The organism is Lacibacter luteus (assembly GCF_004118265.1).
Taxonomy (GTDB): Bacteria; Bacteroidota; Bacteroidia; order Chitinophagales; family Chitinophagaceae; genus Lacibacter; species Lacibacter luteus.
In genome coordinates this window covers 37,341-61,643 of record NZ_SDHW01000001.1, presented here as the reverse complement: position 1 = coordinate 61,643, position 24,303 = coordinate 37,341, and the positions used below count along the sequence as shown (strand labels likewise).

The window sequence follows — 24,303 nt, the reverse complement described above, 5'->3', positions numbered from 1 at the left end:
ATTTGATTTTAATTTTTAAAAAATTACATTTATCCATGGCTAACCAGTCGCATATTCTTCCCGATCGTATTATGGTACTCGATATCGAAACAGTACCACAGTTTGCATCGTTCGAAAAGTTACCGGAAGTATGGAAAGATCTCTGGGCAGACAAAATTTCCAAAACCATGCCAGAAAATTTTTCTGCGGCTGACAGTTATCAGCAAAGAGCTGGAATTCAAGCCGAATTTGGTAAAATTATTTGTATTTCCACCGGGTTCTTTTACACAGATAAAGGAGGTCGCTTATGTTTCCGTTTAAAGTCGTATGCGGGCGACGATGAAAAAAAATTGTTACAGTCCTTTACTATCGATATTGAAAAATTTCATCATACAACACCCGATATGCATTTTGCCGGGCATAACATTAAAGAATTTGATATACCATACATCAGCCGCCGTATGCTCATCAACCAATTATCCCTGCCTGCCTTCTTACAGTTTAGCGGAAAAAAACCGTGGGAAACAAATCTTATAGACACAATGCAGCTTTGGAAATTCGGCGATTATAAAAACTATACTTCACTTCATCTTTTAGCCAATTGCCTGGGCATTGAAACACCAAAAGATGGTATTGATGGCAGCATGGTAAAAGACGTTTACTACAAAGAGAAAGATATACGGCGCATTGTTGAATACTGCCAGAAAGATGTGGTGGCAGTAGCCCAGATTTTTCTACGCTTTCAACAATTACCTTTGCTGCCGAAGGAAAATATTTTTATTGCCGGATAAAAGCCAGAATAGGTATGGCATACCTATTCGTATTTTGATTAATCATAAGCATGCCACATAGGTATGCCATACCTAAGTAATGAGCGTAGAAAAAATTCTCAACGACTGGAAAAAGAAAAGCTTTAAACCCGTTTACTGGTTCGAAGGCGAAGAAGATTTTTATATTGACCAGTTAATTGATGTTGCCGAACATAAAATTCTCGATGAAGCAGAAGCCGGTTTTAATCTTTCTGTTTTTTATGGAAAAGATACTGTATGGAGTGATGTGGTAAATGCCTGCATGCGTTACCCGATGTTTTCGGAAAAACAGGTTGTGATCTTAAAAGAAGCACAACAGATGAAAGACATTGATAAGCTTGAAGCTTACATCAACAAACCACTTGCATCTACCATTTTTGTGGTGGCGCATAAAGAAAAAAAAGTAGATGGTCGCAGTAAGCTGGCCAAACTGCTGAAAGAAAAAGGCGAACTGTTCAGCACTAAAAAAATGTACGACAATGAGCTGCCTGCATGGACACAGGAGTTCATAGAAAAGAAAGGTTATCAACCCACGCAAAAAGCAGTTCATCTGCTGGTCGATCATATCGGCAACGATCTAAGCCGCATTGCCAACGAAATAGACAAAGTAATTCTTAACCTCGGCAATCGTAAAACAATTACCGAAGATGATATTGAAAACTTTGTCGGTATCAGCAAAGAGTATAATGTATTTGAGTTGCAGAATGCAGTTGGCAGAAAAAATCTGGCAAAGGCACTGCAAATCGTTCAGTATTTTGAAAGCAATCCTAAAGCTGCCCCCATACAACTTGTGCTGCCATCGCTCTACAGTTATTTTTCCAAAGTGTTTATGTTGTTTGGCGTACAGGGCGATGATAAAGCCGTAGCTGCACAAACAGGCATCAACGCATGGTTTATGAAAGACTATAAAGCAACAGCCAATGCATATGGCTATGAAGGTGTGCAATCGGCCCTTTTGCTGATGCATCATTACAACTTACGCAGTGTTGGTGTGGGTGATGTTGGAACTGAAGACGGCTCGTTGTTGAAAGAAATGATTTATAAGATGATGATGTAGGAAGAGCTGAGTAGCTAGTAGTCCTGTGCGTCCTTCGACTTCGCTCAGGCTTAAAGGACTCTCACCAACAATAAACTAAAAACTATAAACCATAAACTAATATCCACGCATACGGTTGCACCATGCCTTTTCAAACAAACAACAACCATTACCTTCGCAGCAAATCATAAATCATAAATCGTAAATCCGAAATCATAAATCACTTATGGCTTTAATGAAATCGATCTCCGGTATTCGTGGTACTATTGGTGGTGCACCCGGCGATAATCTTACTCCTGTTGATATTGTAAAATTCACAGCAGCGTATGCTACCATTTTAGGCAAGGGCAAAAAAGTAATCGTTGGTCGTGATGGACGTATGAGCGGCGAAATGGTGCGTAGCCTTGTGGTGAATACATTGCAGGGAATGGGCTTGCATGTAATTGATCTTGGTTTAAGCACAACACCCACCGTTGAAATGGCGGTTGTATTTGAAAAAGCAGATGGCGGCATTATCCTCACCGCATCACATAACCCCAAACAATGGAATGCATTAAAGCTGTTGAATGAAAAAGGTGAGTTCATCAGTGCCGAACTGGGACAGCAAATGCTGGGCATAGCAGAAAAAGAAGCATTTGATTTTGCAGCAGTTGATGAGTTAGGTTCTTATGCAGTTGGTACAACTTTACTGCAACAACATATTGATGCAATTTTGGCTCATCCCTTAGTTGATAAAAAGATCATTGCTGAAAAGAAATTTAAAGTGGTACTCGATGCCATCAACAGTTCAGGAGCAGAAGCAGTGCCTGCTTTATTACATGCATTGGGTGTTACTGATATTACAGTACTGAATGCAGAAATGCACGGCAACTTTGCACACAACCCTGAACCATTGGCCGAAAACCTGGTTGATCTCTGCAAAGCAGTTGTTGATCAAAAAGCTCATTTGGGTATTGCAGTTGATCCCGATGTGGACCGTCTTTGCTTTGTAAGTGATGATGGCAGTTTGTTTGGTGAAGAATACACTTTGGTTGCTGTTGCAGATTATATCTTATCAAAACAAAAAGGAAATACTGTTTCCAATCTCTCATCAACCCGTGCATTGAAAGATGTAACAGAGAAACATGGCGGCGAATATTTTGCCAGTGCAGTAGGAGAGGTGAATGTGGTGAAGATGATGAAAGAAGTAAATGCAGTGATCGGCGGCGAAGGCAATGGCGGCATCATTGATCCGCAATTGCATTACGGCAGGGATGCATTGGTTGGTATTGCGTTGTTCTTAACGCATCTTGCACAAACCGGATTGAGTACTTCGGCACTTCGCAAAACCTATCCGGACTATTTCATGAGTAAGCAAAAGATCGATCTGCCAAAAGGCACTGATGTAAAAGCGATTCTTGAAAAAGTAAAAATACAATACGCAGCACAACCTGTGAATACCGTTGATGGCGTAAAGATCGAGTTTGATAAAAGCTGGGTGCATTTACGCAGCAGCAATACAGAGCCCATCATTCGTGTTTATTCTGAAGCATCAACAATAGAAAAGGCGGATGCATTGGCAAACGAAGTGATGGAGGTGATTAAAGGGTTGATGTAACCCCTCCATCTGTTTACTACATGAATTTATTTTTATGGCGCAAAGAAAGGAGTTAAAGAAGTTTACGCAGAGCCCTCTGCGCAAACTTCGGTTTCTTATTTCTCTGCGCCATAATCTTTAAGTCAACATGTTTGATTGAGCTAATAATCGATAGTAATCACCTTATCTTTGCAACTCTATTTTTCTGTGTATGAACCGTATTTATTTCGACAACGCCGCCACAACAGCTATTGATCCCCAGGTAGTAGAAGCTATGTTACCTTTTCTGCAAAACGGGTTTGGTAATCCTTCATCGATCTATTCCTTTGGTCGTGAAACAAGATTAGCCATTGAAAATGCCCGTAAAAGCGTGGCAAAAATTTTGAATGCACACCCGGCAGAAATTTTCTTTACCAGCGGTGGTACCGAAAGTTCAAATACAGCCATCACAGCATCTGTTCGTGATCTTGGTTGCAAACGCATCATCACCTCTAAAATAGAACACCACGCTACATTACACACTGTTGAGTATCTCGATAACCGTGATGAAGCCAAAGTAAGCTATGTTGATCTTTTGCCCAATGGTCATATTGATCTGGAGCACCTTGAACAACTTCTGGCTGCAAGCGAAGAAAAAACATTAGTAACCTTGATGCATGCCAACAATGAGATCGGCAACATTACCGATCTGCATGCCGTAGGTAATCTTTGTAAATTATACAACGCCATTTTTCATTCCGATACGGTACAAACCATCGGCCACTTCAACTTCGATCTGCGCAGCACACCCGTGCATTTCATCAGTGGTTCAGCGCATAAATTCCATGGACCAAAAGGTGCAGGATTGTTATACATCAACGAAAATGTACACATCAAACCTTATATCCATGGTGGCGGACAGGAACGTAACATGCGTGCAGGTACAGAGAATGTGTATGGTATTGTTGGCTTTGCAAAAGCATTACAAATTGCTACAGAAAAACTGGAAGAAGAAAGTGCTTATATCCAAGGCATCAAGTATTACATGATCGAACAATTAAAGAAACACATTAAAGGCGTAAGCTTCAATGGCGATCCAATGGGCAGAAGTAACTATACCGTGTTAAATGCAAGCTTCCCTAAATCGGAAAAATCTGAAATGCTGTTGATGAACCTTGATATGGATGGTATTTGTGCATCGGGCGGCAGTGCCTGTACAAGCGGTGCACAACAAGGCTCCCATGTAATTCGTGCCATTAACAGTAACCCCAACCAGATTCCTGTTCGTTTTTCCTTTAGTAAATACAATACAAAAGAAGAAGTGGATGCTGTAGTTCAAAAGTTGAAAACACTTATTTGATAACTCAGCGGATGACGATCTGTTTTTGCATTCGCTCATTTCCGTTCCGCATCTGTACAATGTAATTTCCTTTGGCAAGATTGGTTAAAGAGAACGACATCGTAAGTTCTCCTGCTTTCATTTGCTGATCGATAAACGTATGCACAATACGTCCGGCAAGATCGTACACCTGTATTGAAACTCTCTCTGACTTTTTTAGATAAATATTGATCCACGCATCTGCACTCACCGGGTTGGGATAAACAGTGAAATTAAAGTCCCGTACATTATTTTCACTAATCCCCGATACAACATTTACAACAATCTGTCCTTTCATTCCCGAGCTGAAATGTGCGCTACAACCATAATAAATAGTTGTGCCGGCCATGCCTGCTGTAATGGTTAATGTATAATTGGATGTGGAAGAAAACCCACCTGATAGTTGTGTAGCTTCATTGGCATCCCAGCTGGCCTGGCTTACCTGTAACAGCGGATGAGAACCACTTGCTTCAATAATTACCTGGTCGCCTACGTTTACCGTAACTGTACTTGGCGAGTAGGCTGTTCCAACGATTGTAACATTATATTGTGCTGCCTGCACTGTAACAAAGAAACAGGAAAGCACTGTTGTTAACAGTTGTTTCATATACCTTGGTTTTAATTTAAAATACTTAACAGAGGCAGGAATTAAAAAGGAATTGTTCTTCATGGTTTTTGAAATCCGTATTCAAAAAGTGTCTAAATTTCCTCTTCCAAACTATTGATTATGCCAAGCAAAAAATTCATGAGTGCAGTTACAGCCTTTGCTGTTCTGTTTAGTTCGTGTACCAATCTATCAGACAAGAAGGCCGAACAAACTGCTGCACACACTGTGCCATCTTATGTACTGCAATCAAATATCTACGAAGTAAATGTGCGCCAATATACACCCGAAGGAACATTTAAAGCCTTTGAAGCAAATCTGCCACGTTTAAAAGAAATGGGAGCGGAAATACTTTGGTTTATGCCCATTACACCCATCAGCAAAGCAGACCGTAAAGGCGTATTAGGCAGTTATTATGCAGTAGCAGATTACACCGCAGTTAATCCGGAATTTGGAACAATGGATGATTGGAAAAGCCTGGTGAACAAAGCCCATGAATTAGGTTTTAAAGTGATTACCGATTGGGTAGCAAATCATACCGGTGCTGATAACAGATGGATACAAAGCAATCCTGATTTCTTTGTAAAAAAAGCGGATGGCACATTGGCATTTGCATTCGATTGGAGTGATACACGTGATCTTAACTTTTGGAATCCTGTTTTGCACGATAGCATGATCAACGCCATGAAATTCTGGTTAACCGAAACAAAGATCGATGGCTTCCGTTGCGATGTGGCGATGGAAGTACCACGTAGCTTTTGGCAAAAATGCATTGCTGAACTAAAAACAGTAAAGCCCGATATTTTTATGCTGGCCGAAGGTGATGTGGCCTGGTTACACGATGCAGGCTTTCATGCAAGCTATGGTTGGGATGGTTTTGCAAAGATGAAGAAAGTAGCAAAAGGAGAGGCGAGTCCGAAAGTGCTTGATACTGTGCTTCGTCATTTGGATGAAACTTATAACCCCAACTACATTAAAATGTATTTCACCAGCAATCATGATGAAAACAGCTGGAACAAAGCCGACTATGAAACCATGCCCGGCGAAATACATGCGCCGTTTGCAGTGCTATCACAAACATGGAAAAATACATTGCCGTTAATTTACAGCGGACAGGAAGAACCTTTTCTTGATTCTATTTCATTTTTCTATAAAGACACGATCACGTTTGGTAAATATCAACGTGCTGCTTTTTATAAAACATTACTTGCACTACGTAAGAGCACGCCTGCATTAGCTGTTGATGCAGCTTACACAAAACTGCAATCTTCAAACGATGAAGCTGTGTTTGCTTATACAAGGGAGAAGGGAGGAAAGAAAGTTTTGGTGATCTTCAATCTTTCAAATAAACCACAAACAACAAAACTGCAAGGTGCTATTGCGGGCGAAACACAAAATATCTTTGCCAACAAACACGAACATTTAACCGATGGACAGGATTTTACTTTAGCACCATGGGGTTATTTAGTTTACAGCTATTGAACTAAGAGATAAAGAAGGAGAAAAATAAAAGAGGGATTACAAATATGTATTCCCTCTTTTTTATTGAAATAAAGCAATGATTCTTTTACCACATCTATATTATCTCTTACATCTTTTTTTCTTTCTTCAATCTCTTAGCTAATAAATCCCAACGCCTTGATCAACTCTTCAGGAAGCTTCGGCAACTTTCTCCGTTCAATCAAATAAGTTGAAAGTGCTGCCAGGTCTTTAAAGATATAATGCTGTTGCACGGCACCTTCTAAATAACCGGCGCCACTTGTATTACCTGTGCCCACACGCATACCAATCATACGACGCACCATCACATAATGTTTATGTCGCCAGCCTGCCAGCCAATGATCAATTTCAATTAATGTATCAAGAATCTGAAATGAAGTTTGAAACACAGGAAAATCTCTGTACAGCATAATGAACAATGCAGTACGCATAGCTGCATCGCTGAAAGAACCATCTGCTTGCTTTTCCTGGATGAACTGCGTATCAAAATCAACCAGCTTATGTTGTTCACGTTCCGTTAAACTGTTGGCATAAATGGCCCGGTAATCGTTCCAGAACGGATGAAGTTCTGTTGATGCATATTGTGCTGCATAACCTTTCCAGAATTTTTCATCAAAGAACGGCATACGTTCCAGCCATTGATTGATGAGCTGCAGAATGGTTCTGGAAGCTTCAATTGAATTGATTTCATTAAAATCATTCGGTGCAAAACCACCTTCGTTGGTGCGTTTGTAATAATCATGCTGATGACGCTTTTCCATTTTCAACCCAAGTGTTGCTTCTATTAAGCGGAACTGTTTGCTTTGAAAACCCGAAGCAGGAGTGAGGAGGTTACGAAACTCCAGGAAATCCATCGGCGTCATTGTATCCAGAACCGTTACCTGTTGATTGAGCAATGCAAGAATGCTTGTAACACGCTTTAAACGGTGGCGGCAAAGGTTCAGGTCTTCGCTGTTATCATCCACTTTTTCTTTGCTGAATACTTTTTTTACAAAATCCAGTTCAAATAAGATTTGTTTAAACCACAGTTCATAAGCCTGGTGGATGATGATGAATAACATTTCATCATGAGCAGGAGCTTGCCCTTCTTCAAAACTTAAAGGGTGCTGACTGTCGAGAATTTTTTCTAATTGCAAATAAGAGGGGTAGTACTGTCCGTTATCATTTTTCATATGCTTCGTTTACGGCCGCAAGATTAACTAAAATCCCTCATTCAAAGCATTTGTTTAATTTGATGTTCTATGATTTTTTCTATGTTTGGAAAACAACATTTGAATTAAAACTGGCTTTATTTTTGCACAATTATATACTATGCAAAAGAAACTGCTGACACTCATTTTTACCGCTTCGTCTTTTCTTTTTTCAACAGCACAGGATCTTCGCTTAAATCTGTTTGGCGGTATGGCCAATTACAATGGCGATCTGCAGGCAAAGCCATTAACATTTCAGCAGGCACGTTATGCACTTGGTTTGTGGGCCAGTTACGATATTAATCCCTACATCATGTTGCGTGGTGGATTGCATTTTGCAAACGTAAGAGCCGAAGATCGTTTTCAAACCAATCCATTTAATCAATTGCGAAATCTCAGTTTCAGTACAAATATTTATGAGCTTCATGCCGGGGCAGAATATCATTTTCTTGGTATGGACAGAGGTGCATTCTCTCCCTATGTTTTCGGAGCATTGGCAGGATTTTATTATAATCCTTACGCATACGATCAAACAGGTAATAAAGTTTTCCTTAAACCATTGTCTACAGAAGGACAGGGTTTGCCCGGCTACCCCGACAGGAAGCCTTACAGCTTAACACAATTTGCCGTTCCGGTTGGCTTTGGCGTACGCATGGTTCTAACCGATAGGCTTGATGTGGGTGTAGAAATAGGTTATCGCAAAACCTTTACGGATTACATGGATGATGTAAGCAAAACCTACGTTGATCCGACTGTGTTATTTGCGAATCGTGGTGCAAAAGCTGTTGAGATGTCGTACCGTACACCGGAGCTGCCTACGCACAGTAACGATCCTTATCCACCCAATTTACAAGTAAGAGGTGGCAGTCAATACGACGATAATTATTACTTTTTAGGTGTTACGCTCAGCTATAGAATTACAGGTGGCGACCGAAGTAACTCAGGAGGAGGAAGAGGAGGAAGAAAGCGGTCTTCACTGGGCTGCCCGATCAATGTTTTTTAGTAATTTTTTGAAGCCGGAAATCCTCCGGCTTTTCTTTTCCACATAGGCCGTTAATTTGTTGAAAAACAGTGTAAATAAACGCTTGTTGAAGTGCGTATTGCCCTCGCTTTTCGGTATCTTTGACCGCTTTATTTTTTACTATGGATCAAACAGAAAATACAATGGAAAACGGCCAGGATCGCAATGGCCGCATTATTCCGGTTAATATTGAAGAGCAAATGAAAACAGCCTACATCGATTATTCGATGTCGGTAATTGTTGGCCGTGCACTTCCCGATGTAAGAGACGGTTTAAAACCTGTTCATCGCCGCATTTTATTTGCCATGAACGAATTAGGGCTTCAATACAACAAAGCCTATAAAAAAAGTGCCAGGGTAGTTGGTGAAGTGCTGGGTAAATATCACCCGCATGGCGACAGCTCGGTATATGATGCCATGGTGCGTATGGCCCAGGAATGGAGCATGCGTTACACATTGGTTGATGGCCAGGGTAACTTTGGTAACCAGGATGGTGATGGTCCGGCGGCAATGCGTTACACAGAGGTACGTATGGAGCGCCTTACCGAAAGTATGCTTAACGATATCGACAAAGAAACAGTCGACTTCAATAATAACTTCGACGATTCGGAAACAGAACCATCTGTGCTTCCTTCTCGTATTCCGCAATTGCTTGTAAATGGCTCAAGTGGTATTGCTGTAGGTATGGCTACCAACATGATGCCGCATAACCTCAGTGAAGTTATTGATGGTTGCGTTGCGTACATCGATAAGCGTGATATCAGCATTGAAGAATTGATGCACTACGTTAAAGCTCCTGATTTTCCAACTGCAGGAACCATTTTTGGCATGGAAGGCATTAAAGCCGGTTATCACACCGGTCGTGGCCGTGTTGTATTGCGTGGTAAATTATCGGTTGAAACAAAAACCAGTGGTCGTGAACAGATCATCATTACCGAAGTTCCTTACCAGGTAAACCGTGATGCCTTGACCGATAAGATCGGCCAGCTTGTAAACGATAAAGTAATTGAAGGCATTGTTCATGTAAACAACGAAAGTAACCAGAAGGAAGGAACACGTATTGTGGTTGATCTGAAACGTGATGCAGTAGCAAACGTTATCATTAACCAGTTGTTCAAATATACCGAGCTGCAAACTTCTTACGGCATCAACAACGTGGCACTTGTAAAAGGACGTCCGAAAACGCTCAACCTGAAAGACATGATTTCAGAGTTTGTGGAGTTCCGTCACGAAGTGGTTGTGCGCCGTACCAAATACGAATTACGAAAAGCGCAGGAGCGTGCGCATATCCTGCAAGGCTATTTGATTGCATTAGATCATCTCGATGAAGTAATTGCACTCATCCGCAGTTCTGCTACTCCCGATATTGCAAAAGATAACCTTATCAATGCAGGATGGGGACTTGATGAAATACAGGCAAAAGCAATTCTTGAATTACGACTTCAGCGTTTAACAGGCATGGAGCGTGATAAGATCAAGATGGAATATGATGAATTGATGAAACTCATTGCCCACCTGAACGAACTGCTGTCGAACGAAGGCATGCGTTTCGATTTGATTAAGACCGAACTGCTGGAGGTAAAAGATAAGTTTGGAGATGAACGTAAAACAGAGATCACTTACCTCGATAACGAAGTTCGTATCGAAGATTTGATCAAAGAAGAAGATGTGGTTATCACCATCTCACACCACGGTTATATTAAACGTACTTCGGCTACAGAATACCGTCAGCAGAAACGTGGCGGCAGGGGAGCAATCGGCAGTAAAACAAGAGAAGAAGATTATGTAGAACACCTCTTTGTTGCATCTACCCATCACACATTACTTTTCTTTACTGAAAAAGGAAGATGCTACTGGCTGAAATCGTACGAAATTCCTGAAGGTGATAAAACTAGTAAGGGGCGTGCTATACAAAACCTGATGCAATTACCGCCGGATGATAAGGTGAGAGCAATCATAGATGTAGCTAATCTTGACGATGAGGAATTTGTGAAGAATCACTACATTGTACTGTGTACAAGAAAAGGAATTATTAAGAAAACACTTTTAGAAGATTTTAGCAGACGCCGTGCAACCGGTGTTAATGCTATTACCATCGTAGAAGGCGACCAGTTACTGGAAGCAAAGATGACCGATGGTAACAGCGAAATTATGATGGCGGTGAAGAGCGGACGGGCCATCCGTTTCCCTGAAGAAAAAGTAAGACCAACAGGTCGGGGTGCAATTGGTGTTGCAGGTATTGAAGTGGATGATGAAAGCGACGAAGTGGTTGGTATGATTTGTGTAAACAGGGAAGACTCTACCAGAACGGTATTGGTGGTAAGCGAAAAAGGCTATGGTAAGCGTACGGCAGTTGATGAGTATCGTATTACCAATAGAGGCGGTAAAGGTGTTAAAACCATCAATGTTACCGATAAAACAGGTCCGTTAGTAGGTATGCTTGAAGTAACCGAAAAAGAAGACCTGATGATCAGTTGTAAGAGCGGAATTACCATCCGGATGAAGGTGGCACAGATCAGCGAACAAGGACGTGCAACGCAGGGTGTAAAACTGATTCGTGTTGATGATGGCGATGAAATTGCAGCAATTACACGATTAGATGATAGTGAAGACGAAGAAGTAACTGATGTTGAAAATGCCGATGCAACGGATACCACCACTGAATCATCTAACGAAAACATAACGCCAACCGACGAACAAGCAAACACTGAACAAACTGACAATCAATAGACAAAACAATAATTATCAAAATAAAAAAGAAAATGAAAAAATTTCTTTTCGCAGCGCTTGCTGTAACGTTTGCATTGAGTATTTCGGCTCAGGATGTTAAGAAGATCCGCAGCGCCTACGACAAAAAAGACTGGGCAAAAGCAAAAGAAGCTGTTGACTTAGCCCTGGCTACCGAGAAAGAGCAAAAGAACTGGGAAGCCTGGTATTACAAAGGAATGGTTTATGGCCAGATAGCAAAAGATGCCAATCTCAAAGCAACAGTTCCCGATGCATGGATGCAGTCGTTTGAAGCTTACCAAAAAGCAATGGAGCTGGATAGCAAGCAAACTGAAATTGGTATGATGACGAAAAGCTACCCGGTTTTCGAAAACTACCTGGAATTACAAAAAGAAGCAAATAGTTTATACAACACCGGCAACTACCAGGGAGCATTGGATAACTATAAGAAGGCTGATAAAGTTGGACGTTTCATTTTCAAAAACAAATGGGCCCTCAGCGAAGTTGATACAATCCTGTACTATTACGCAGGTGCAGCTGCAATGCAACTTGAAAACAAAGAAGAGGTTGTTTATTTCTTCCAGAAAATTGCTGATGCAAAGATTGGCGGAGAAGGATTTGATGTAGTTTACCGTTACCTCGCATATTATTTTGAACAAAAGAAAGATGCTGATAACGCTAAAAAATATGCTGATATCGGTCGCCAGCTTTATCCAAAAGACTCTTATTACGATAAAGTAGAGCTGGACAAAATGCGAAAAAACGGAGCTGACCCGATTGAAGTTTTCAAGAAATATGAGACCATTGCCAATTATGATCCTAAAGACTACGAAGTACGGTATGATTATGCTGCCGAAATCTTCAACTGGATCTATATGGATCTGAAGGCAACTCCGGAGCAACGTCCTGTTTATTTCGATAAAATGATTTCAATCCTCAAAAACTGTGTTGAATTGGATGCAAAACAACCAGACGCACATTTGTTAATGGGTAAAATCTATTATAACGAAGCTGCAGCTATTCAGGATGAAATCAAGAAAATTAAAGGAACTACACCGGCTGATACGCAGAAGAAAAACGACATGAAGAAGAAAATGGATGATCGCATGAAAGAATCAATTCCTAATCTTGATAATGCTTACAATATCTACAGCGCTATGACTGCAGATCAGTTAAAAGACAGACGTACAAAGAACGAATACAAATCAACTGTATATCTTTTAACCGAAGCACATCGTTTCCTTGGCAACAAAGACAAGGAAAAAGAATATGACACAAAATATCAGGCATTAAATCAATAATAACTGATTATCAATAAAAAAGGCTGTTCGTTTGAGCAGCCTTTTTTATTACATTTAAGTACGAAAATCAAATACGATGTCGCTGCAATTGAACCGAACCAGCTTTGGAGATCCTTTGAATACCGGAAATGTATTAAGTAAGGAACAAGCTAATACATTGTTGAACGAATGGGTTAAAAACGACCGGCTGAAACTACATATGCACCAGGTAGCTTACTTGATGAAAAGCTGGGCCGCCGAAAAGGAAGGTCTGAACGAAACTGATCAGTGGCGTTGGGAAATGGCAGGTTTACTGCACGACGCAGACTGGGACCAATGGCCGGAGCAACATTGTCGAAAGATCATAGAAGAACTTGAAAGCAGAAATATTGATCCTGAGATTATAAGAGCAATTGCCAGTCATGGACCAAATCATTTTGGTGTGGAGCCGGTTACACGAATGGATCAAATGCTGTATGCATTTGACGAGCTTAGCGGCCTGGTTCATGCTTACAGTTTAATGCGACCTGAAGGATATTCCGGCATGGAACTGAAAGGTGTTAAGAAACGTTTGAAAGAAAAAAGCTTTGCCGCTAACGTTAACAGAAATGAAATAGCCGATGCATTAAACAGGGCAGACCTTGAACTCGACAACCTAATTCCATTCATCATCGAGAAGCAGCAAATAACGATTTAAATTTGTCTTTTACCTGTTTAACATAATATTAATTATAAGAAAATAATTTTCTAATCTATTACTAACCAGGCTTAAAGTACTTTAGCTCATTTTGCAAATCCAGGTGTGGATGCTCTTGGAGCAGCTTCAAGGTTTTCTCATAATGTTGTCGCAGAAACTGCTCGTGTTGTTTCGAATCGGGATGAAATGCTTTATGATTTTTAGCCGTTACAACTTGTTTAATGTCTTTAATTAAACTCTTTGTAGCATCTGTAAAAGCACACTCACTGAACTTATCCATAACAAACTGTGTAGCGGCATAATTCGGATGCGCCAAGTCTATATCGTAAAAACGATAATCCCGCAACACATCAATTACTAATTCATAAGCCGGGAAATAAAACAACCTGTCGAACTTGTTTACCAGGTGATGAACCGTTTCAAGCAAACGGGCTTTGCTGCGGTTATTCTCAACAACACCATCCCTTAAATGCCTTACCGGGCTGATGGTAAAAATGATCTTCAACTTCGGGTTAAAATGAAATAATTGATGAATCGTATTATCAAGCAAAGCAATCTGCTCATCAATTGGCAACAGATGCTTTGTAAACCATTGAGCTGGTGCTTTATGGCAGTTCGCAACAAAACGTGCTTCATCGTTTAACTTGTAAACAAAGGAAGAACCCAAGGTTATGATCAACCAGTCTGCATCCTTTAAAAACGAGTGCGCCCGGGTTTGCGACTGGTTAATGCCGGCTAAGGCAGCTTCCTGCGATGGATTTGAAAAACGACTATGATGGTTCCAACTCTGCCAAAGCTCATTATATTGAAACAAATCTGCTGCTGTATATTGTTTGTTTTGAATATACGAAACCAAACTGCGGGCCACGCTTTCAGTTTCAAACAAAATACCATTTGGATTTTGTAATATATTAAATTTCAAATCACTAAGATTATTTCCTATATGTTCTGTAAAACAACTTCCAATGAGTAAAAGCTTATGTTGATGCGTTATGGGCATCGGCAATGGCTTCAGGTCAATATGTGCAAAAAAGTTCATCAGTTAAATATTTCAGCCGCTAAGTACAGGCTTAGCTGCAGGGCTTCCGCATTAATTTGTAAAGGCTCTTTTCCTTCAAAAAAGTCGAGCAGTTTGGCTGTATCCATATTTCCCACCAATTCATCGTTTGCCATTGGGCAGCCGCCAATTCCCAAAAGCGCAGAATCGAACCTGCGACAACCGGCTGTATAGGCAGCCTGTAGCTTTTCTTTCCAATTACTGATGGTGGAATGTAAATGAACACCAATTTCAACGTTGGTCATTTGTTTTACCAGGTAGCCGGTCATTTGTTCAACTTGCCCGGCTGTAGCTAAACCAACGGTATCTGCAAGCGAAATAATCGTTATTCCCATTTCTGCAAGTTCATTGGCTTTTTCAAAAACAATATCTTCCGACCATGCATCGCCATACGGATTACCAAAACCCATTGAGAGATATACAACAAGTTGCTTGCTGTTATTAATGCAAAGCTCCTGTATTGCTTCTACCCTTTTTAGCGATTCTGCAATTGAACTGTTGGTGTTTCGTTGCTGAAATGTTTCTGAAACAGATAAGGGAAATCCGAGGTAGCTGATTGCATCACAACCAACAGCTTCTTCTGCTCCACGTTCGTTTGCTACAATACTGAGAAGTTTCGATTTAGAACCGGCCATATCAAGTCCTGCGAGCACCTGTCTTGTGTCCGCCATTTGAGGAATAGCTTTGGGTGATACAAAACTGCCGAAATCGATTGTATCGAATCCTACTTTCAATAAAGCATTGATATAAGCTACTTTCTTTTGGGTAGGAATCAAGTGTTTCCACCCCTGCATAGCATCACGTGGGCATTCGACAAGCCTGATGGGTTGTTGTACCATAGTTGCCTGCAAAATTAAGCGAAGAGAGCCGTATTAATTTTTAAGGGCCGCCACCTTTTCACGCATCGTATTAAAAAACCGATTGCGCTCTTTTTCTCCTGTTGCACTTATTTGCGATGACCTGCTCACCAGCGTAAAGAAGTTGCCGAATGATTTTTCGTTGAAGCGGGGATCCTTGGTAATAAGATAACTGAGTACATTATAAGTTACAAACGAGAGCTTTTCATCATCAAGTTCCACAAGTATGTTGTTACTGCCGATTATTACTTCATTAATGTAGAACTGTAAAGGTGCACGGTAAACAATTTCCGAATCGCCGGGCATAAACTTTATTCCTTTCTCTACTTCCAGTTCAATATGATCGAGACAAAGCTGAAACGAATCGAGAATAATATCCAGGTCGTCGGGGTTTTTAAAATAACCGCCTTCTTTATAATACTTTATCTGGCTGAGTGTGCTGTTGATGCTTTCTGCATTCCATAGTTCCAGCGATGGGATTTTGTTGTACTCCCGAATAATCTGTTGCCCCAATTCAAAACAATCTGTATGCGGATACTCTTCAAGAGAATAAAGCTTGCCTTTATACTCAGGCAGATCCTTGATCGTTTTACTCCAGAAAAATGTTTTAAACGAAGCAATTTCCGGATATAAATAAAAATGAAAAAAGGTAATGTCTTTACAGAAGTACAGCATGCGTTTCTTTTCAAACGTATTAAAGTACTTCATATACTCCAGCATCCCTCTTAAGTAATCTGCCAGTGAAACCCGTTCGGAATTTATCTCCGGTGCACGAAAAACCACCAGCTCATTTTTTAACTGCAATACCTGGTCCAGTGAAATTTTAAAATGATCGCTGAGCATCTTTAATTCTGACAGGGAGATTTCCTTCTCTCCTCTTATACGCCTGTAAGCACTATCGTTACTGATATTAAGCAGATCGGCCACTTGATCAACCAGTGAAACATGACCGGGCAAGGAGGTCTTTATATACTGAAATAACAGTACCTGGGGGTGGTTTGTGTCCATATGTGTAAGTTTTGGGATTTTCTGCAAAGCAGCCTCTTTCCTTTTGCAGAACTTAATAACCATTAGTAAGATAACGACATTTTTTGCAAGTAACAATAGCTGCATAGGAGCGTATGCCCCGCTTTGTGGTAGTGTACAAAGTTGAGCGAACGCACAGCAAGGATCAATTATGAATCGGCTTCTGGCAGAAGTAGGTTTGATTTGTCAATTGGCACATTCACTAACAATTTAAACCTAAAACAATGAAAAAGATTTTCGCACTTACAGCAGCTCTGTTTCTGTTTGCAGGATTATTAAACGCACAGAACTCTTCATTCGGCTTCCATGCCGGCATGGCAATGAGCAAAATTTCAGCTAAATCAGACAACATAAGCTTTACTACAGATGATTTATTTGCTTTACAAGCTGGTTTTGTTGTAGACCTTCCTATCGGCAAAAGAATAAGCTTACAACCGGGTTTGTCCTTTTTACAAAAGGGAGGCAAAACTTCTGAAGAGTATGCCGGAATAACTGAGGAATCAAAAATCAGGATTAATTACATTGAAATTCCAATGAATGTTCTCTTCAATGCGAGAACGAAAAGTGGAACATTTTTCGTTGGTGCCGGTCCATCAGTTTCGTTTGCGATGTCTGGAAAGTCAATTTACAAATTCGACGGTCAGGAAGACAAGGAGAAGATTAATATTGGTAACGATGAAGAAAACGACGACATGAGAGGATTAGACTTTGGAATTAATACATTAGCAGGCTATCGCTTTAAATCTGGACTTTTTCTTGGAGCCAGCTACAATTGGGGATTACGCAACCTTAATCCAGGAGGCAACAAAGACGACGGAACAGCTCAAATGAGTTATTACGGAGTAAGACTTGGCTTTATGATTGGCGGCAAGTAATCATTTTACAAATAACCCCACATTAATGGAGCACAATTTTAATCCAAACAAAGGCGATTACAAATACATTCTGGAAGAAATACGCCGTAAAGAAACCGGGGAGCCAATAACTCCCCCGGTTTCCAAAAATCAAAAAAAAAGCAGCAGCTTATGGAAACGGGCAGTTTCACTAATCCAAAAACTTACAAAGCGAAAAAGTAATATCAACACTTCCTTTATTCTTTTTCTTGAAGTATTTTATTAGACAGAGTTATTCAATAATCACAACCAAAATCGAACAACCATGCGCATACTACATTTCTTCCTGCTTTCTTTTTTATACTGCGAGGCAGAAGCAAAAGCTCAACAACAAACTCCTGTGCAAACAATTCGTGGCCGTATAGTGGATGTTGAGTCACAATCGCCTGTTAAAGGTGCTACAGTAAGTATTGCAGAAGGTAAGTTTACCACTATTTCCGACTCTGCCGGAAACTTCATTCTCAGAAATATTCCTGTAGGACGTCAGCGTGTGCAGGTAAGCTTTGTTGGTTATCAAACTTACTTTTCCGACCATTTTATTCTTAATGCAGCTAAAGAGTCGGAATTACTGATAACACTTGTTGAAGAAAAGAAAAGCCTTGGTACGATAAACATTACCGGTATCCGAAACCCGAAACTACCTGTAAATAAACACGCACTTGCAAGTGGTAGATCTTTTAACCCGGAAGAAGCGCAGCGTTTTCCGGCAAGTGCTAACGATCCGGGCCGAATGGCGATGGGCTTTCCGGGCGTGCAGCCCAGCAGAGACAGCCGTAACGATATCATCATTCGCGGAAATAATCCTGTTGGTATGAACTGGCGTGTTGAAGGACTTGACATACCTAATCCTAATCACTTTGCTCGCAGAGGCAGCAGCGGTGGTGGCATTACTATTTTCAGTTTAAGTGTTTTGGATAATTCTGATTTCTATACAGGAGCCCTTGCAGCTGAATATGGCGATGTGCTAAGTGGTGCATTTGATGTGCACTTTCGCAAAGGAAATCAGCAAAAAGCCGAACACACATTTAAAGCAGGTATGATCGGTTTAGAATTTGCAACGGAAGGACCCATTCAAAAAGGAAGAAGTTCTTACCTCTTTAACTACCGGTATTCGTTTCTTGATATTCTCAATGCATTTGGTTTGCATCTTGTTGATGAACGTGAGCGGAATAAATTTACAGATGCATCGTTTAATGTAGCGTTCTCAAATAAAAAGAATACAGTACAAACAAATATCTGGGGAATGGGTGGCTACAGCAAAGAAACGTTTCTTGCTGTTGAAGATACTGCACTATGGAAACAATACGACGATTATGCAGTTTACGACAGTCGTACCTGGATGGGTGTTTTTGGCATTGGACAAACCATCAACATCAACAAAAAATCATTTCTTAAAACGTCGGTTGCTTTTATGGGACAAAAATTAACCTGGGTTGATGACACCTTAACCAAGCAGCAGGTTGCCACAAAAGTGAACGATGAATTGTATAACAATAACAGGATATCATTCGCTACCTCGTACAGTTTAAAAATGAATGCTACTGTAAATTTTAAAGCAGGCGTATATGTAAACATGCTCGATTATAAGTTTAATAAAGGCGAATGGGATTACAGCAACAACAATTATAAATCAAATGTAATTAACGGCGAAGGCAACAGCTGGTTAATTCAACCATATATACAGTTTAGCTTTAAACCAACAAGCAAACTACTTATAAACCCGGGAGTACATACCATGTACTTTGCATTGAACAAACAATTTGTTACCGATCCCCGGCTTTCGGTACAGTATCGCTTTACACCCAAAAACAGCATTACTGCTTCTTATGGATTGCACAGCAAGTTGCTGCCATTGGGCTCTTATTTCTACAAAGAGGGAAATTCATTTCCGAATATGAATTTGAAAATGATGCGCTCACACCATTACATTCTTGCATACGATCAGTTATTGGGTAACAGATGGCGGTTTCATGCAGAGGCCTATCACCAGCAATTATTCCAGGTGCCTGTTGTTAATGATGCAAACCGCACATTCTGGATACTTAATGAAATGGAAGGTTATGCAAGCCAGGCATTGGTGAGCAAAGGCGAAGGAAGCAATACCGGCGTTGATCTTTCATTGGAAAAGTTTTTCAACAAAGGACTTTTTATGATTGCTTCATTTTCTGTTTTCGATTCGAAGTTCAAACCGCTTAATGGCAAAACATATAACACCCGTTTCAATTCACGTACCAGTGGTTCTTTTGTAGGAGCAAAAGAATGGAGTATGCGAAAAAACAAAGTATTACAGGTTGGATGGAAGATGCTTTATAATGGAGGTGTACCCCTCACCCCTCTTGCAGCGGTGCAAAACGGAAGTACCAAACAGCCTGTATTGGATGAAACAAATCCATACAGTGAATTTATACGTCCGTATTTCAGAACCGATGGAAGAATCAGTTTACGAAAAGATAAAAAGCATATCAGCTGGCAGTTGGCACTCGATATACAAAACCTGTTTGCACAGGAAAATGTTGATGGTCTCAGCAGAAGATATGATCCCACAACAAACAAATGGACTTTTAAAACTCAATCAGGCATTGTGCCGGTATTAAGTTACCAGATCGATTTTTAAACGAAGTAAACATTCTCATTACTAAACTGGCTACAACAATACAACTGTCTTGAAAAAGGCATAAGGCATGTTATTTCATTTTCTTACCCAAATCATAACTATATGCGAATACTTATTACAGGTGCAACAGGTTTACTTGGAAGTAATCTTGTACGGTTATTGGTTGAGCGTGGCTATTCTGTTGGTGTTTTCATTCATACTAGATCGTACACGAAAACATTGCAGAACCTGCCCATTAAAAAACACTTTGGTGATATACTTGATCCGGAATCAGTTGAAGCTGCAGTTCAGGAATACAACGTGGTCATTCATGCAGCTGCCATTACCGAGTTCTGGCCATCACGTTCAAAAAAAATCAGGGAAGTAAATATAGAAGGAACAAGAAATGTTGTAGAAGCCGTAAAGAAATTCAACATTCAACGGCTTATTTATATTGGTTCGGGCAGTTCTGTAAATGCTCCCGACGATCATCCTGAAAAATATGAACTCAGTTTTATTGGTGCAAAATACGGACTTGATTATGTTGACTCGAAGTATATAGCGTTACGATATGTATTGGAAAAAGCAAGACAGGATGGCTTGCCCGCCTTAGCAATTCTTCCAACATTTATGATTGGGCCTTACGACTCGCTGCCCTCGTCAGGAAAGTTAATACTTGCGCTTGCAAAACGGAAACTGAAATTCTATTCAGGTGGCGGAAGAAATTTTGTACATGTCAGGGATGTTGCAACAGCAATTGCCAACAGTATTGAAAAAGGCCGTGTTGGAAAATATTACGTGGCAGGAAATGAAAACATGACATACTCTGAGTTTTTTGAAAAGGTGACAAACATTGTTGGTGTACAGCCGCCGCAATACAAACTATCAGACAGGGTTATTCAGCTTGCCGGCTTTTTGAGTGGTTTAAGTAGTGAATTAATGGGCAACAAACCAATTCTCAGTTATCCAACAGCAAAAATAGCATGCGACAAATTGTATGTCGATTGTAATGATACGATCGAAGAGTTAGACATGCCGCAAACACCTATTGAAACAGCCATCACCGAATGTTACGATTGGCTGAATAAAAATGAACATCTTATTCAATCACCTACGTTTTAGTTATGCACTATAACTGGCAAAATAAAGTTGTACTTATTACCGGGTCTGCCATGGGAATTGGATGGCAGCTTGCACAGGAATTTGCACAGGCAGGTGCAAGTGTTGTACTAAATGCGAGAAACAAAAAACGGTTGAAATTTAAAGAACAGTTGCTTGCAGAAAAAGGTTACAAAGTAACATCGTTTTGTGGAGATGTTTCTGATGCACATACCTGCAAACAAATGATTGAACATTGCATTACAACTTTTGGAAAAATTGATATACTGATCAACAACGCAGGACTTTCTGCAGAATCAAACCCAGTAGAAGAAATAAATGTTGATGTTTTTGCTGAGCTTGTAAAAGTTAATTTTCTTGGTGCTGTTTATTGTTCAAAGGAAGCGCTGCCGTACTTAAAAAAAACAAAAGGACATCTGTTGTTTATCAGCAGTGTTGCAGGCATCCATGGGCTTGGCAATTATGCAGCTTATTGCAGCAGTAAAATGGCGTTAACCGGTTTTGCAGAATCGTTACAAAAAGAATTATGCGATCATTCCGTTTCTGTTGGCATAGCCTATATCGGTTTTACCGAGAACGATCCCGACAAACAAGTAGTTGCAGGCAACGGCATTTATATACCACAACCGAAACGAAACTTAAAAGTTGCTTCAGCAAAGCAGGTTGCCATCCGCCTTATTAAAATGATTGAACAAAAAGAAAAAGCAGTTGTGTTTTCTGCAATGGGAAAACTCTTATGGTATTTAAACCGATTATCACCTGCTATAACAAATAAACTACTTGTGCTTCTGTATCGGAAAGAACAAATGAAAAACCAGCAGCAATTGCAGCATGCATAAAAAACTATCCTCTTTGTTTCATTGCTTCATACAAAATCATGGCCGTTGCTACACCTACATTTAAACTTTCAAAATCTCCTTTCATGGGGATTTTGAAAGTTTCATCGCAGATCTTCATTAAACCCGGAAAAACACCTTTTTCTTCACCACCCATTACAATAGCACAAGGCTCCTTAAAATCACAATCGTAAATACTTTTCTTCGCTGTCATTTCGCTGGCCAGCACTTTAATACCATTGAGGTGCAGATCATCCACAGCTTTCATTAAACTATTTACACGGCAAACAGCAATCAGTTCCAATGCACCGGCACTTGTAAGAATCGCATCTTCATTCAATGCCCCTACTCCCTTATCAGGAATAATAATTGCCTGTGCTCCGCAGCATAAAGCTGTTCGTGCAATACCGCCAATGTTACGCACATCTGTAACGCCATCAAGAATAACAAACATTGGTACTTGGCCTTTGTCAACAACCCAATCAATAACCTGCTGCAGATCCTGGTAGCGAATTTTTGAGAGCTGTGCAATTACACCTTCATGATCGTTTACATTAAAACTGTTCAGCTTTTCAACAGGAACTTTGTTAATTGGTATCTGTTGTTTGTATGCAAGCTTCTGTATCTCATCCGCAACATCGCCACGTAAATTACTTTGTATATAAATACGATCGAGCTGCTTCGCCTCCTGTAATGCTTCAAGCACAGCAATTCTACCGATTACTAATGAAGATTTTTTCGGACGCTGTTGTTTTTGACGGAACTGTTTCACCCTGCAAAGAAACAGAAAAAAGAAACCCACAAACCTTTCGGTTTATGGGTTGAACCACATTGATGGTTTATTGGGTTATTTTAAACCGAAAGCTTTTTTCACTTTCGATACATAATCTAATTTTTCCCAGGTAAACAATTCCACTTTTACTTTTTTCACTTTACCATCAGGGCTTTTGAAACTTTTTTCAACAACTTCAGGCACACGACCCATATGACCATAAGCAGCTGTTTCGCTATAGATCGGGTTACGTAATTTCAAACGTTGCTCAATAAAGTAAGGACGCATATCAAAGATGCCTTCAACGATCTTTGCAATTTCGCCATCGCTTAATTCAACGTTTGCAGTACCGTATGTGTTAACGTTGATAGAAGTTGGTTTCGCTACACCAATTGCATACGAAACCTGAACGAGTACCTCATCGCACAAACCAGCCGCAACTAAGTTTTTTGCAATATGGCGAGTTGCATAAGCAGCAGAACGATCTACTTTAGAAGGATCTTTACCGCTGAATGCACCACCACCGTGTGCACCTTTACCACCGTAAGTATCAACGATGATCTTACGACCGGTTAAACCTGTATCACCGTGTGGTCCGCCAATCACGAACTTTCCGGTTGGGTTAATGTGGTACTTAATATCGTTGTTAAACAGTTTAGCGTATTTCTTGTATTTCGACTTAATGCGAGGAATCAGGATGTTGATCACATCAGCCTTGATCTTCGCCAACATTTTAGCTTCTGCATCAAAATCATCATGCTGTGTAGAGATTACAATTGCGTCGATACGAACCGGGCGGTTGTTGTCATCATATTCCAAAGTTACCTGGCTCTTTGCATCGGGGCGTAAGTACGGCATCTTCGAATTCTTTTCACGACGGATAGCTGCCAATTCAATTAACAGGTTATGTGCAAGATCGAGTGCCAATGGCATGTAATGCTCTGTTTCGTTGGTAGCGTAACCAAACATCATACCCTGGTCGCCTGCACCTTGTTCTTCTTTCTTTTTACGATCAACACCTTGGTTGATATCAGCGCTTTGCTCATGAATGGCACTTAACACACCACATGAGTTTGCTTCAAACATATACTCACTCTTTGTATAGCCAATCTTCTTAATTACACCACGGGCAATATCCTGCACATCCAGGTATGCTTTCGATTTTACTTCACCGGCTAATACAACCTGTCCGGTTGTAACCAATGTTTCGCAAGCCACTTTCGACTGGGCGTCAAATGCAAGAAAGTTATCAATCAATGCATCACTGATCTGGTCTGCAACTTTATCAGGATGTCCTTCAGAAACTGATTCAGATGTAAATAAATAAGGCATAAAATAATGAGTTTAGATGTTCCGCTGTTTTATCCCGGAAAGC

At 40.4% G+C, this 24,303-nt stretch carries 20 protein-coding genes; 13 read left to right on the top strand and 7 right to left on the bottom strand.

Annotation, left to right across the window (positions count from 1 at the left end; translation table 11 throughout):
- Positions 1–35 precede the first annotated feature (35 nt).
- The 4 genes from ESA94_RS00280 to ESA94_RS00265 all read left to right on the top strand — a co-directional run bounded on the left by ESA94_RS00280 (position 36) and on the right by ESA94_RS00265 (position 4,739).
- A complete protein-coding gene (locus ESA94_RS00280; protein WP_129128864.1) occupies positions 36–770 on the top strand; it encodes a 3'-5' exonuclease in 735 nt (244 codons plus the stop codon).
- Positions 771–849: 79 nt separating this feature from the next.
- Complete coding sequence (gene holA / locus ESA94_RS00275; protein WP_129128863.1) at positions 850–1,845, top strand: DNA polymerase III subunit delta; 996 nt, start codon at positions 850–852, stop codon at positions 1,843–1,845.
- A gap of 214 nt (positions 1,846–2,059) precedes the next feature.
- Positions 2,060–3,421, top strand: coding sequence for a phosphoglucosamine mutase (gene glmM / locus ESA94_RS00270; protein ID WP_240670943.1), 1,362 nt, complete (start codon positions 2,060–2,062; stop codon positions 3,419–3,421).
- Positions 3,422–3,611: 190 nt separating this feature from the next.
- Positions 3,612–4,739: a cysteine desulfurase family protein gene (locus tag ESA94_RS00265; protein ID WP_129128861.1), complete on the top strand. Its 1,128-nt coding sequence runs from the start codon at positions 3,612–3,614 to the stop codon at positions 4,737–4,739.
- Positions 4,740–4,743: 4 nt separating this feature from the next.
- Here ESA94_RS00265 and ESA94_RS00260 read toward each other — a convergent pair whose 3' ends face one another.
- Complete coding sequence (locus ESA94_RS00260; RefSeq protein WP_164972580.1) at positions 4,744–5,364, bottom strand: T9SS type A sorting domain-containing protein; 621 nt, start codon at positions 5,362–5,364, stop codon at positions 4,744–4,746.
- A gap of 120 nt (positions 5,365–5,484) precedes the next feature.
- On the opposite strand from ESA94_RS00260, the gene ESA94_RS00255 reads away from it, so the two are divergent.
- The gene (locus tag ESA94_RS00255) at positions 5,485–6,843 is read left to right on the top strand and encodes an alpha-amylase family glycosyl hydrolase (RefSeq protein ID WP_129128859.1); all 1,359 of its coding nucleotides are present in this window, start codon (positions 5,485–5,487) and stop codon (positions 6,841–6,843) included.
- Positions 6,844–6,977: 134 nt separating this feature from the next.
- Here ESA94_RS00255 and ESA94_RS00250 read toward each other — a convergent pair whose 3' ends face one another.
- Positions 6,978–8,033 (bottom strand): tryptophan 2,3-dioxygenase family protein, encoded by a 1,056-nt coding sequence (locus ESA94_RS00250; protein WP_129128858.1) that lies wholly within the window; start codon positions 8,031–8,033, stop codon positions 6,978–6,980.
- Positions 8,034–8,172: 139 nt separating this feature from the next.
- Here ESA94_RS00250 and ESA94_RS00245 point away from each other — a divergent pair, with 139 nt between their 5' ends.
- The 4 genes from ESA94_RS00245 to ESA94_RS00230 all read left to right on the top strand — a co-directional run bounded on the left by ESA94_RS00245 (position 8,173) and on the right by ESA94_RS00230 (position 13,775).
- Complete coding sequence (locus ESA94_RS00245) at positions 8,173–9,054, top strand: DUF6089 family protein (protein ID WP_129128857.1); 882 nt, start codon at positions 8,173–8,175, stop codon at positions 9,052–9,054.
- 140 nt (positions 9,055–9,194) lie between these two features.
- On the top strand, positions 9,195–11,801 hold the full coding sequence (gene gyrA / locus ESA94_RS00240) for a DNA gyrase subunit A (RefSeq protein ID WP_129128856.1): 2,607 nt from the start codon (positions 9,195–9,197) through the stop codon (positions 11,799–11,801).
- A 32-nt stretch (positions 11,802–11,833) separates the two neighbouring features.
- A complete protein-coding gene (locus tag ESA94_RS00235) occupies positions 11,834–13,099 on the top strand; it encodes a hypothetical protein (protein WP_129128855.1) in 1,266 nt (421 codons plus the stop codon).
- A 76-nt stretch (positions 13,100–13,175) separates the two neighbouring features.
- A complete protein-coding gene (locus ESA94_RS00230; RefSeq protein ID WP_129128854.1) occupies positions 13,176–13,775 on the top strand; it encodes an HD domain-containing protein in 600 nt (199 codons plus the stop codon).
- 61 nt (positions 13,776–13,836) lie between these two features.
- Here ESA94_RS00230 and ESA94_RS00225 read toward each other — a convergent pair whose 3' ends face one another.
- From ESA94_RS00225 to ESA94_RS00215, 3 genes are read right to left on the bottom strand one after another with little or no spacing between them, the layout of a single operon-like run.
- Positions 13,837–14,814: a GSCFA domain-containing protein gene (locus ESA94_RS00225; RefSeq protein ID WP_129128853.1), complete on the bottom strand. Its 978-nt coding sequence runs from the start codon at positions 14,812–14,814 to the stop codon at positions 13,837–13,839.
- Positions 14,814–15,671 carry a hydroxymethylglutaryl-CoA lyase gene (locus ESA94_RS00220; RefSeq protein WP_129128852.1) on the bottom strand — a complete coding sequence of 286 codons (858 nt, stop codon included), beginning with the start codon at positions 15,669–15,671 and terminating at the stop codon, positions 14,814–14,816. Before ESA94_RS00220 ends, ESA94_RS00225 begins: the two co-directional genes overlap by 1 nt.
- Positions 15,672–15,704: 33 nt before the next feature.
- The gene (locus ESA94_RS00215; RefSeq protein ID WP_129128851.1) at positions 15,705–16,697 is read right to left on the bottom strand and encodes a helix-turn-helix domain-containing protein; all 993 of its coding nucleotides are present in this window, start codon (positions 16,695–16,697) and stop codon (positions 15,705–15,707) included.
- Between the two features lie 242 nt (positions 16,698–16,939).
- On the opposite strand from ESA94_RS00215, the gene ESA94_RS00210 reads away from it, so the two are divergent.
- The 4 genes from ESA94_RS00210 to ESA94_RS00195 all read left to right on the top strand — a co-directional run bounded on the left by ESA94_RS00210 (position 16,940) and on the right by ESA94_RS00195 (position 22,159).
- A complete protein-coding gene (locus ESA94_RS00210) occupies positions 16,940–17,590 on the top strand; it encodes a porin family protein (protein WP_129128850.1) in 651 nt (216 codons plus the stop codon).
- 283 nt (positions 17,591–17,873) lie between these two features.
- A complete protein-coding gene (locus tag ESA94_RS00205; protein ID WP_129128849.1) occupies positions 17,874–20,222 on the top strand; it encodes a TonB-dependent receptor in 2,349 nt (782 codons plus the stop codon).
- Positions 20,223–20,324: 102 nt separating this feature from the next.
- Positions 20,325–21,323 (top strand): NAD-dependent epimerase/dehydratase family protein, encoded by a 999-nt coding sequence (locus ESA94_RS00200; RefSeq protein WP_129128848.1) that lies wholly within the window; start codon positions 20,325–20,327, stop codon positions 21,321–21,323.
- A gap of 2 nt (positions 21,324–21,325) precedes the next feature.
- The gene (locus tag ESA94_RS00195) at positions 21,326–22,159 is read left to right on the top strand and encodes an SDR family oxidoreductase (protein ID WP_129128847.1); all 834 of its coding nucleotides are present in this window, start codon (positions 21,326–21,328) and stop codon (positions 22,157–22,159) included.
- A gap of 4 nt (positions 22,160–22,163) precedes the next feature.
- On the opposite strand, the gene rlmB is transcribed toward ESA94_RS00195, so the two are convergent.
- The gene (rlmB, locus tag ESA94_RS00190) at positions 22,164–22,958 is read right to left on the bottom strand and encodes a 23S rRNA (guanosine(2251)-2'-O)-methyltransferase RlmB (protein WP_240670942.1); all 795 of its coding nucleotides are present in this window, start codon (positions 22,956–22,958) and stop codon (positions 22,164–22,166) included.
- 45 nt (positions 22,959–23,003) lie between these two features.
- Positions 23,004–24,260 carry a methionine adenosyltransferase gene (gene metK, locus ESA94_RS00185; protein ID WP_129128846.1) on the bottom strand — a complete coding sequence of 419 codons (1,257 nt, stop codon included), beginning with the start codon at positions 24,258–24,260 and terminating at the stop codon, positions 23,004–23,006.
- Positions 24,261–24,303 lie beyond the last annotated feature (43 nt).

Excerpts from the sequence above, each read along its gene's own strand:
- ESA94_RS00280 (WP_129128864.1), top strand. The coding sequence starts at position 36 with ATGGCTAACCAGTCGCATATTCTTCCCGATCGTATTATGGTACTCGAT.
- holA (WP_129128863.1), top strand. The coding sequence starts at position 850 with ATGAGCGTAGAAAAAATTCTCAACGACTGGAAAAAGAAAAGCTTTAAA.
- glmM (WP_240670943.1), top strand. The coding sequence starts at position 2,060 with ATGAAATCGATCTCCGGTATTCGTGGTACTATTGGTGGTGCACCCGGC.
- ESA94_RS00265 (WP_129128861.1), top strand. The coding sequence starts at position 3,612 with ATGAACCGTATTTATTTCGACAACGCCGCCACAACAGCTATTGATCCC.
- ESA94_RS00260 (WP_164972580.1), bottom strand. The coding sequence starts at position 5,364 with ATGAAACAACTGTTAACAACAGTGCTTTCCTGTTTCTTTGTTACAGTG.
- ESA94_RS00255 (WP_129128859.1), top strand. The coding sequence starts at position 5,485 with ATGCCAAGCAAAAAATTCATGAGTGCAGTTACAGCCTTTGCTGTTCTG.
- ESA94_RS00250 (WP_129128858.1), bottom strand. The coding sequence starts at position 8,033 with ATGAAAAATGATAACGGACAGTACTACCCCTCTTATTTGCAATTAGAA.
- ESA94_RS00245 (WP_129128857.1), top strand. The coding sequence starts at position 8,173 with ATGCAAAAGAAACTGCTGACACTCATTTTTACCGCTTCGTCTTTTCTT.
- gyrA (WP_129128856.1), top strand. The coding sequence starts at position 9,195 with ATGGATCAAACAGAAAATACAATGGAAAACGGCCAGGATCGCAATGGC.
- ESA94_RS00235 (WP_129128855.1), top strand. The coding sequence starts at position 11,834 with ATGAAAAAATTTCTTTTCGCAGCGCTTGCTGTAACGTTTGCATTGAGT.
- ESA94_RS00230 (WP_129128854.1), top strand. The coding sequence starts at position 13,176 with ATGTCGCTGCAATTGAACCGAACCAGCTTTGGAGATCCTTTGAATACC.
- ESA94_RS00225 (WP_129128853.1), bottom strand. The coding sequence starts at position 14,814 with ATGAACTTTTTTGCACATATTGACCTGAAGCCATTGCCGATGCCCATA.
- ESA94_RS00220 (WP_129128852.1), bottom strand. The coding sequence starts at position 15,671 with ATGGTACAACAACCCATCAGGCTTGTCGAATGCCCACGTGATGCTATG.
- ESA94_RS00215 (WP_129128851.1), bottom strand. The coding sequence starts at position 16,697 with ATGGACACAAACCACCCCCAGGTACTGTTATTTCAGTATATAAAGACC.
- ESA94_RS00210 (WP_129128850.1), top strand. The coding sequence starts at position 16,940 with ATGAAAAAGATTTTCGCACTTACAGCAGCTCTGTTTCTGTTTGCAGGA.
- ESA94_RS00205 (WP_129128849.1), top strand. The coding sequence starts at position 17,874 with ATGCGCATACTACATTTCTTCCTGCTTTCTTTTTTATACTGCGAGGCA.
- ESA94_RS00200 (WP_129128848.1), top strand. The coding sequence starts at position 20,325 with ATGCGAATACTTATTACAGGTGCAACAGGTTTACTTGGAAGTAATCTT.
- ESA94_RS00195 (WP_129128847.1), top strand. The coding sequence starts at position 21,326 with ATGCACTATAACTGGCAAAATAAAGTTGTACTTATTACCGGGTCTGCC.
- metK (WP_129128846.1), bottom strand. The coding sequence starts at position 24,260 with ATGCCTTATTTATTTACATCTGAATCAGTTTCTGAAGGACATCCTGAT.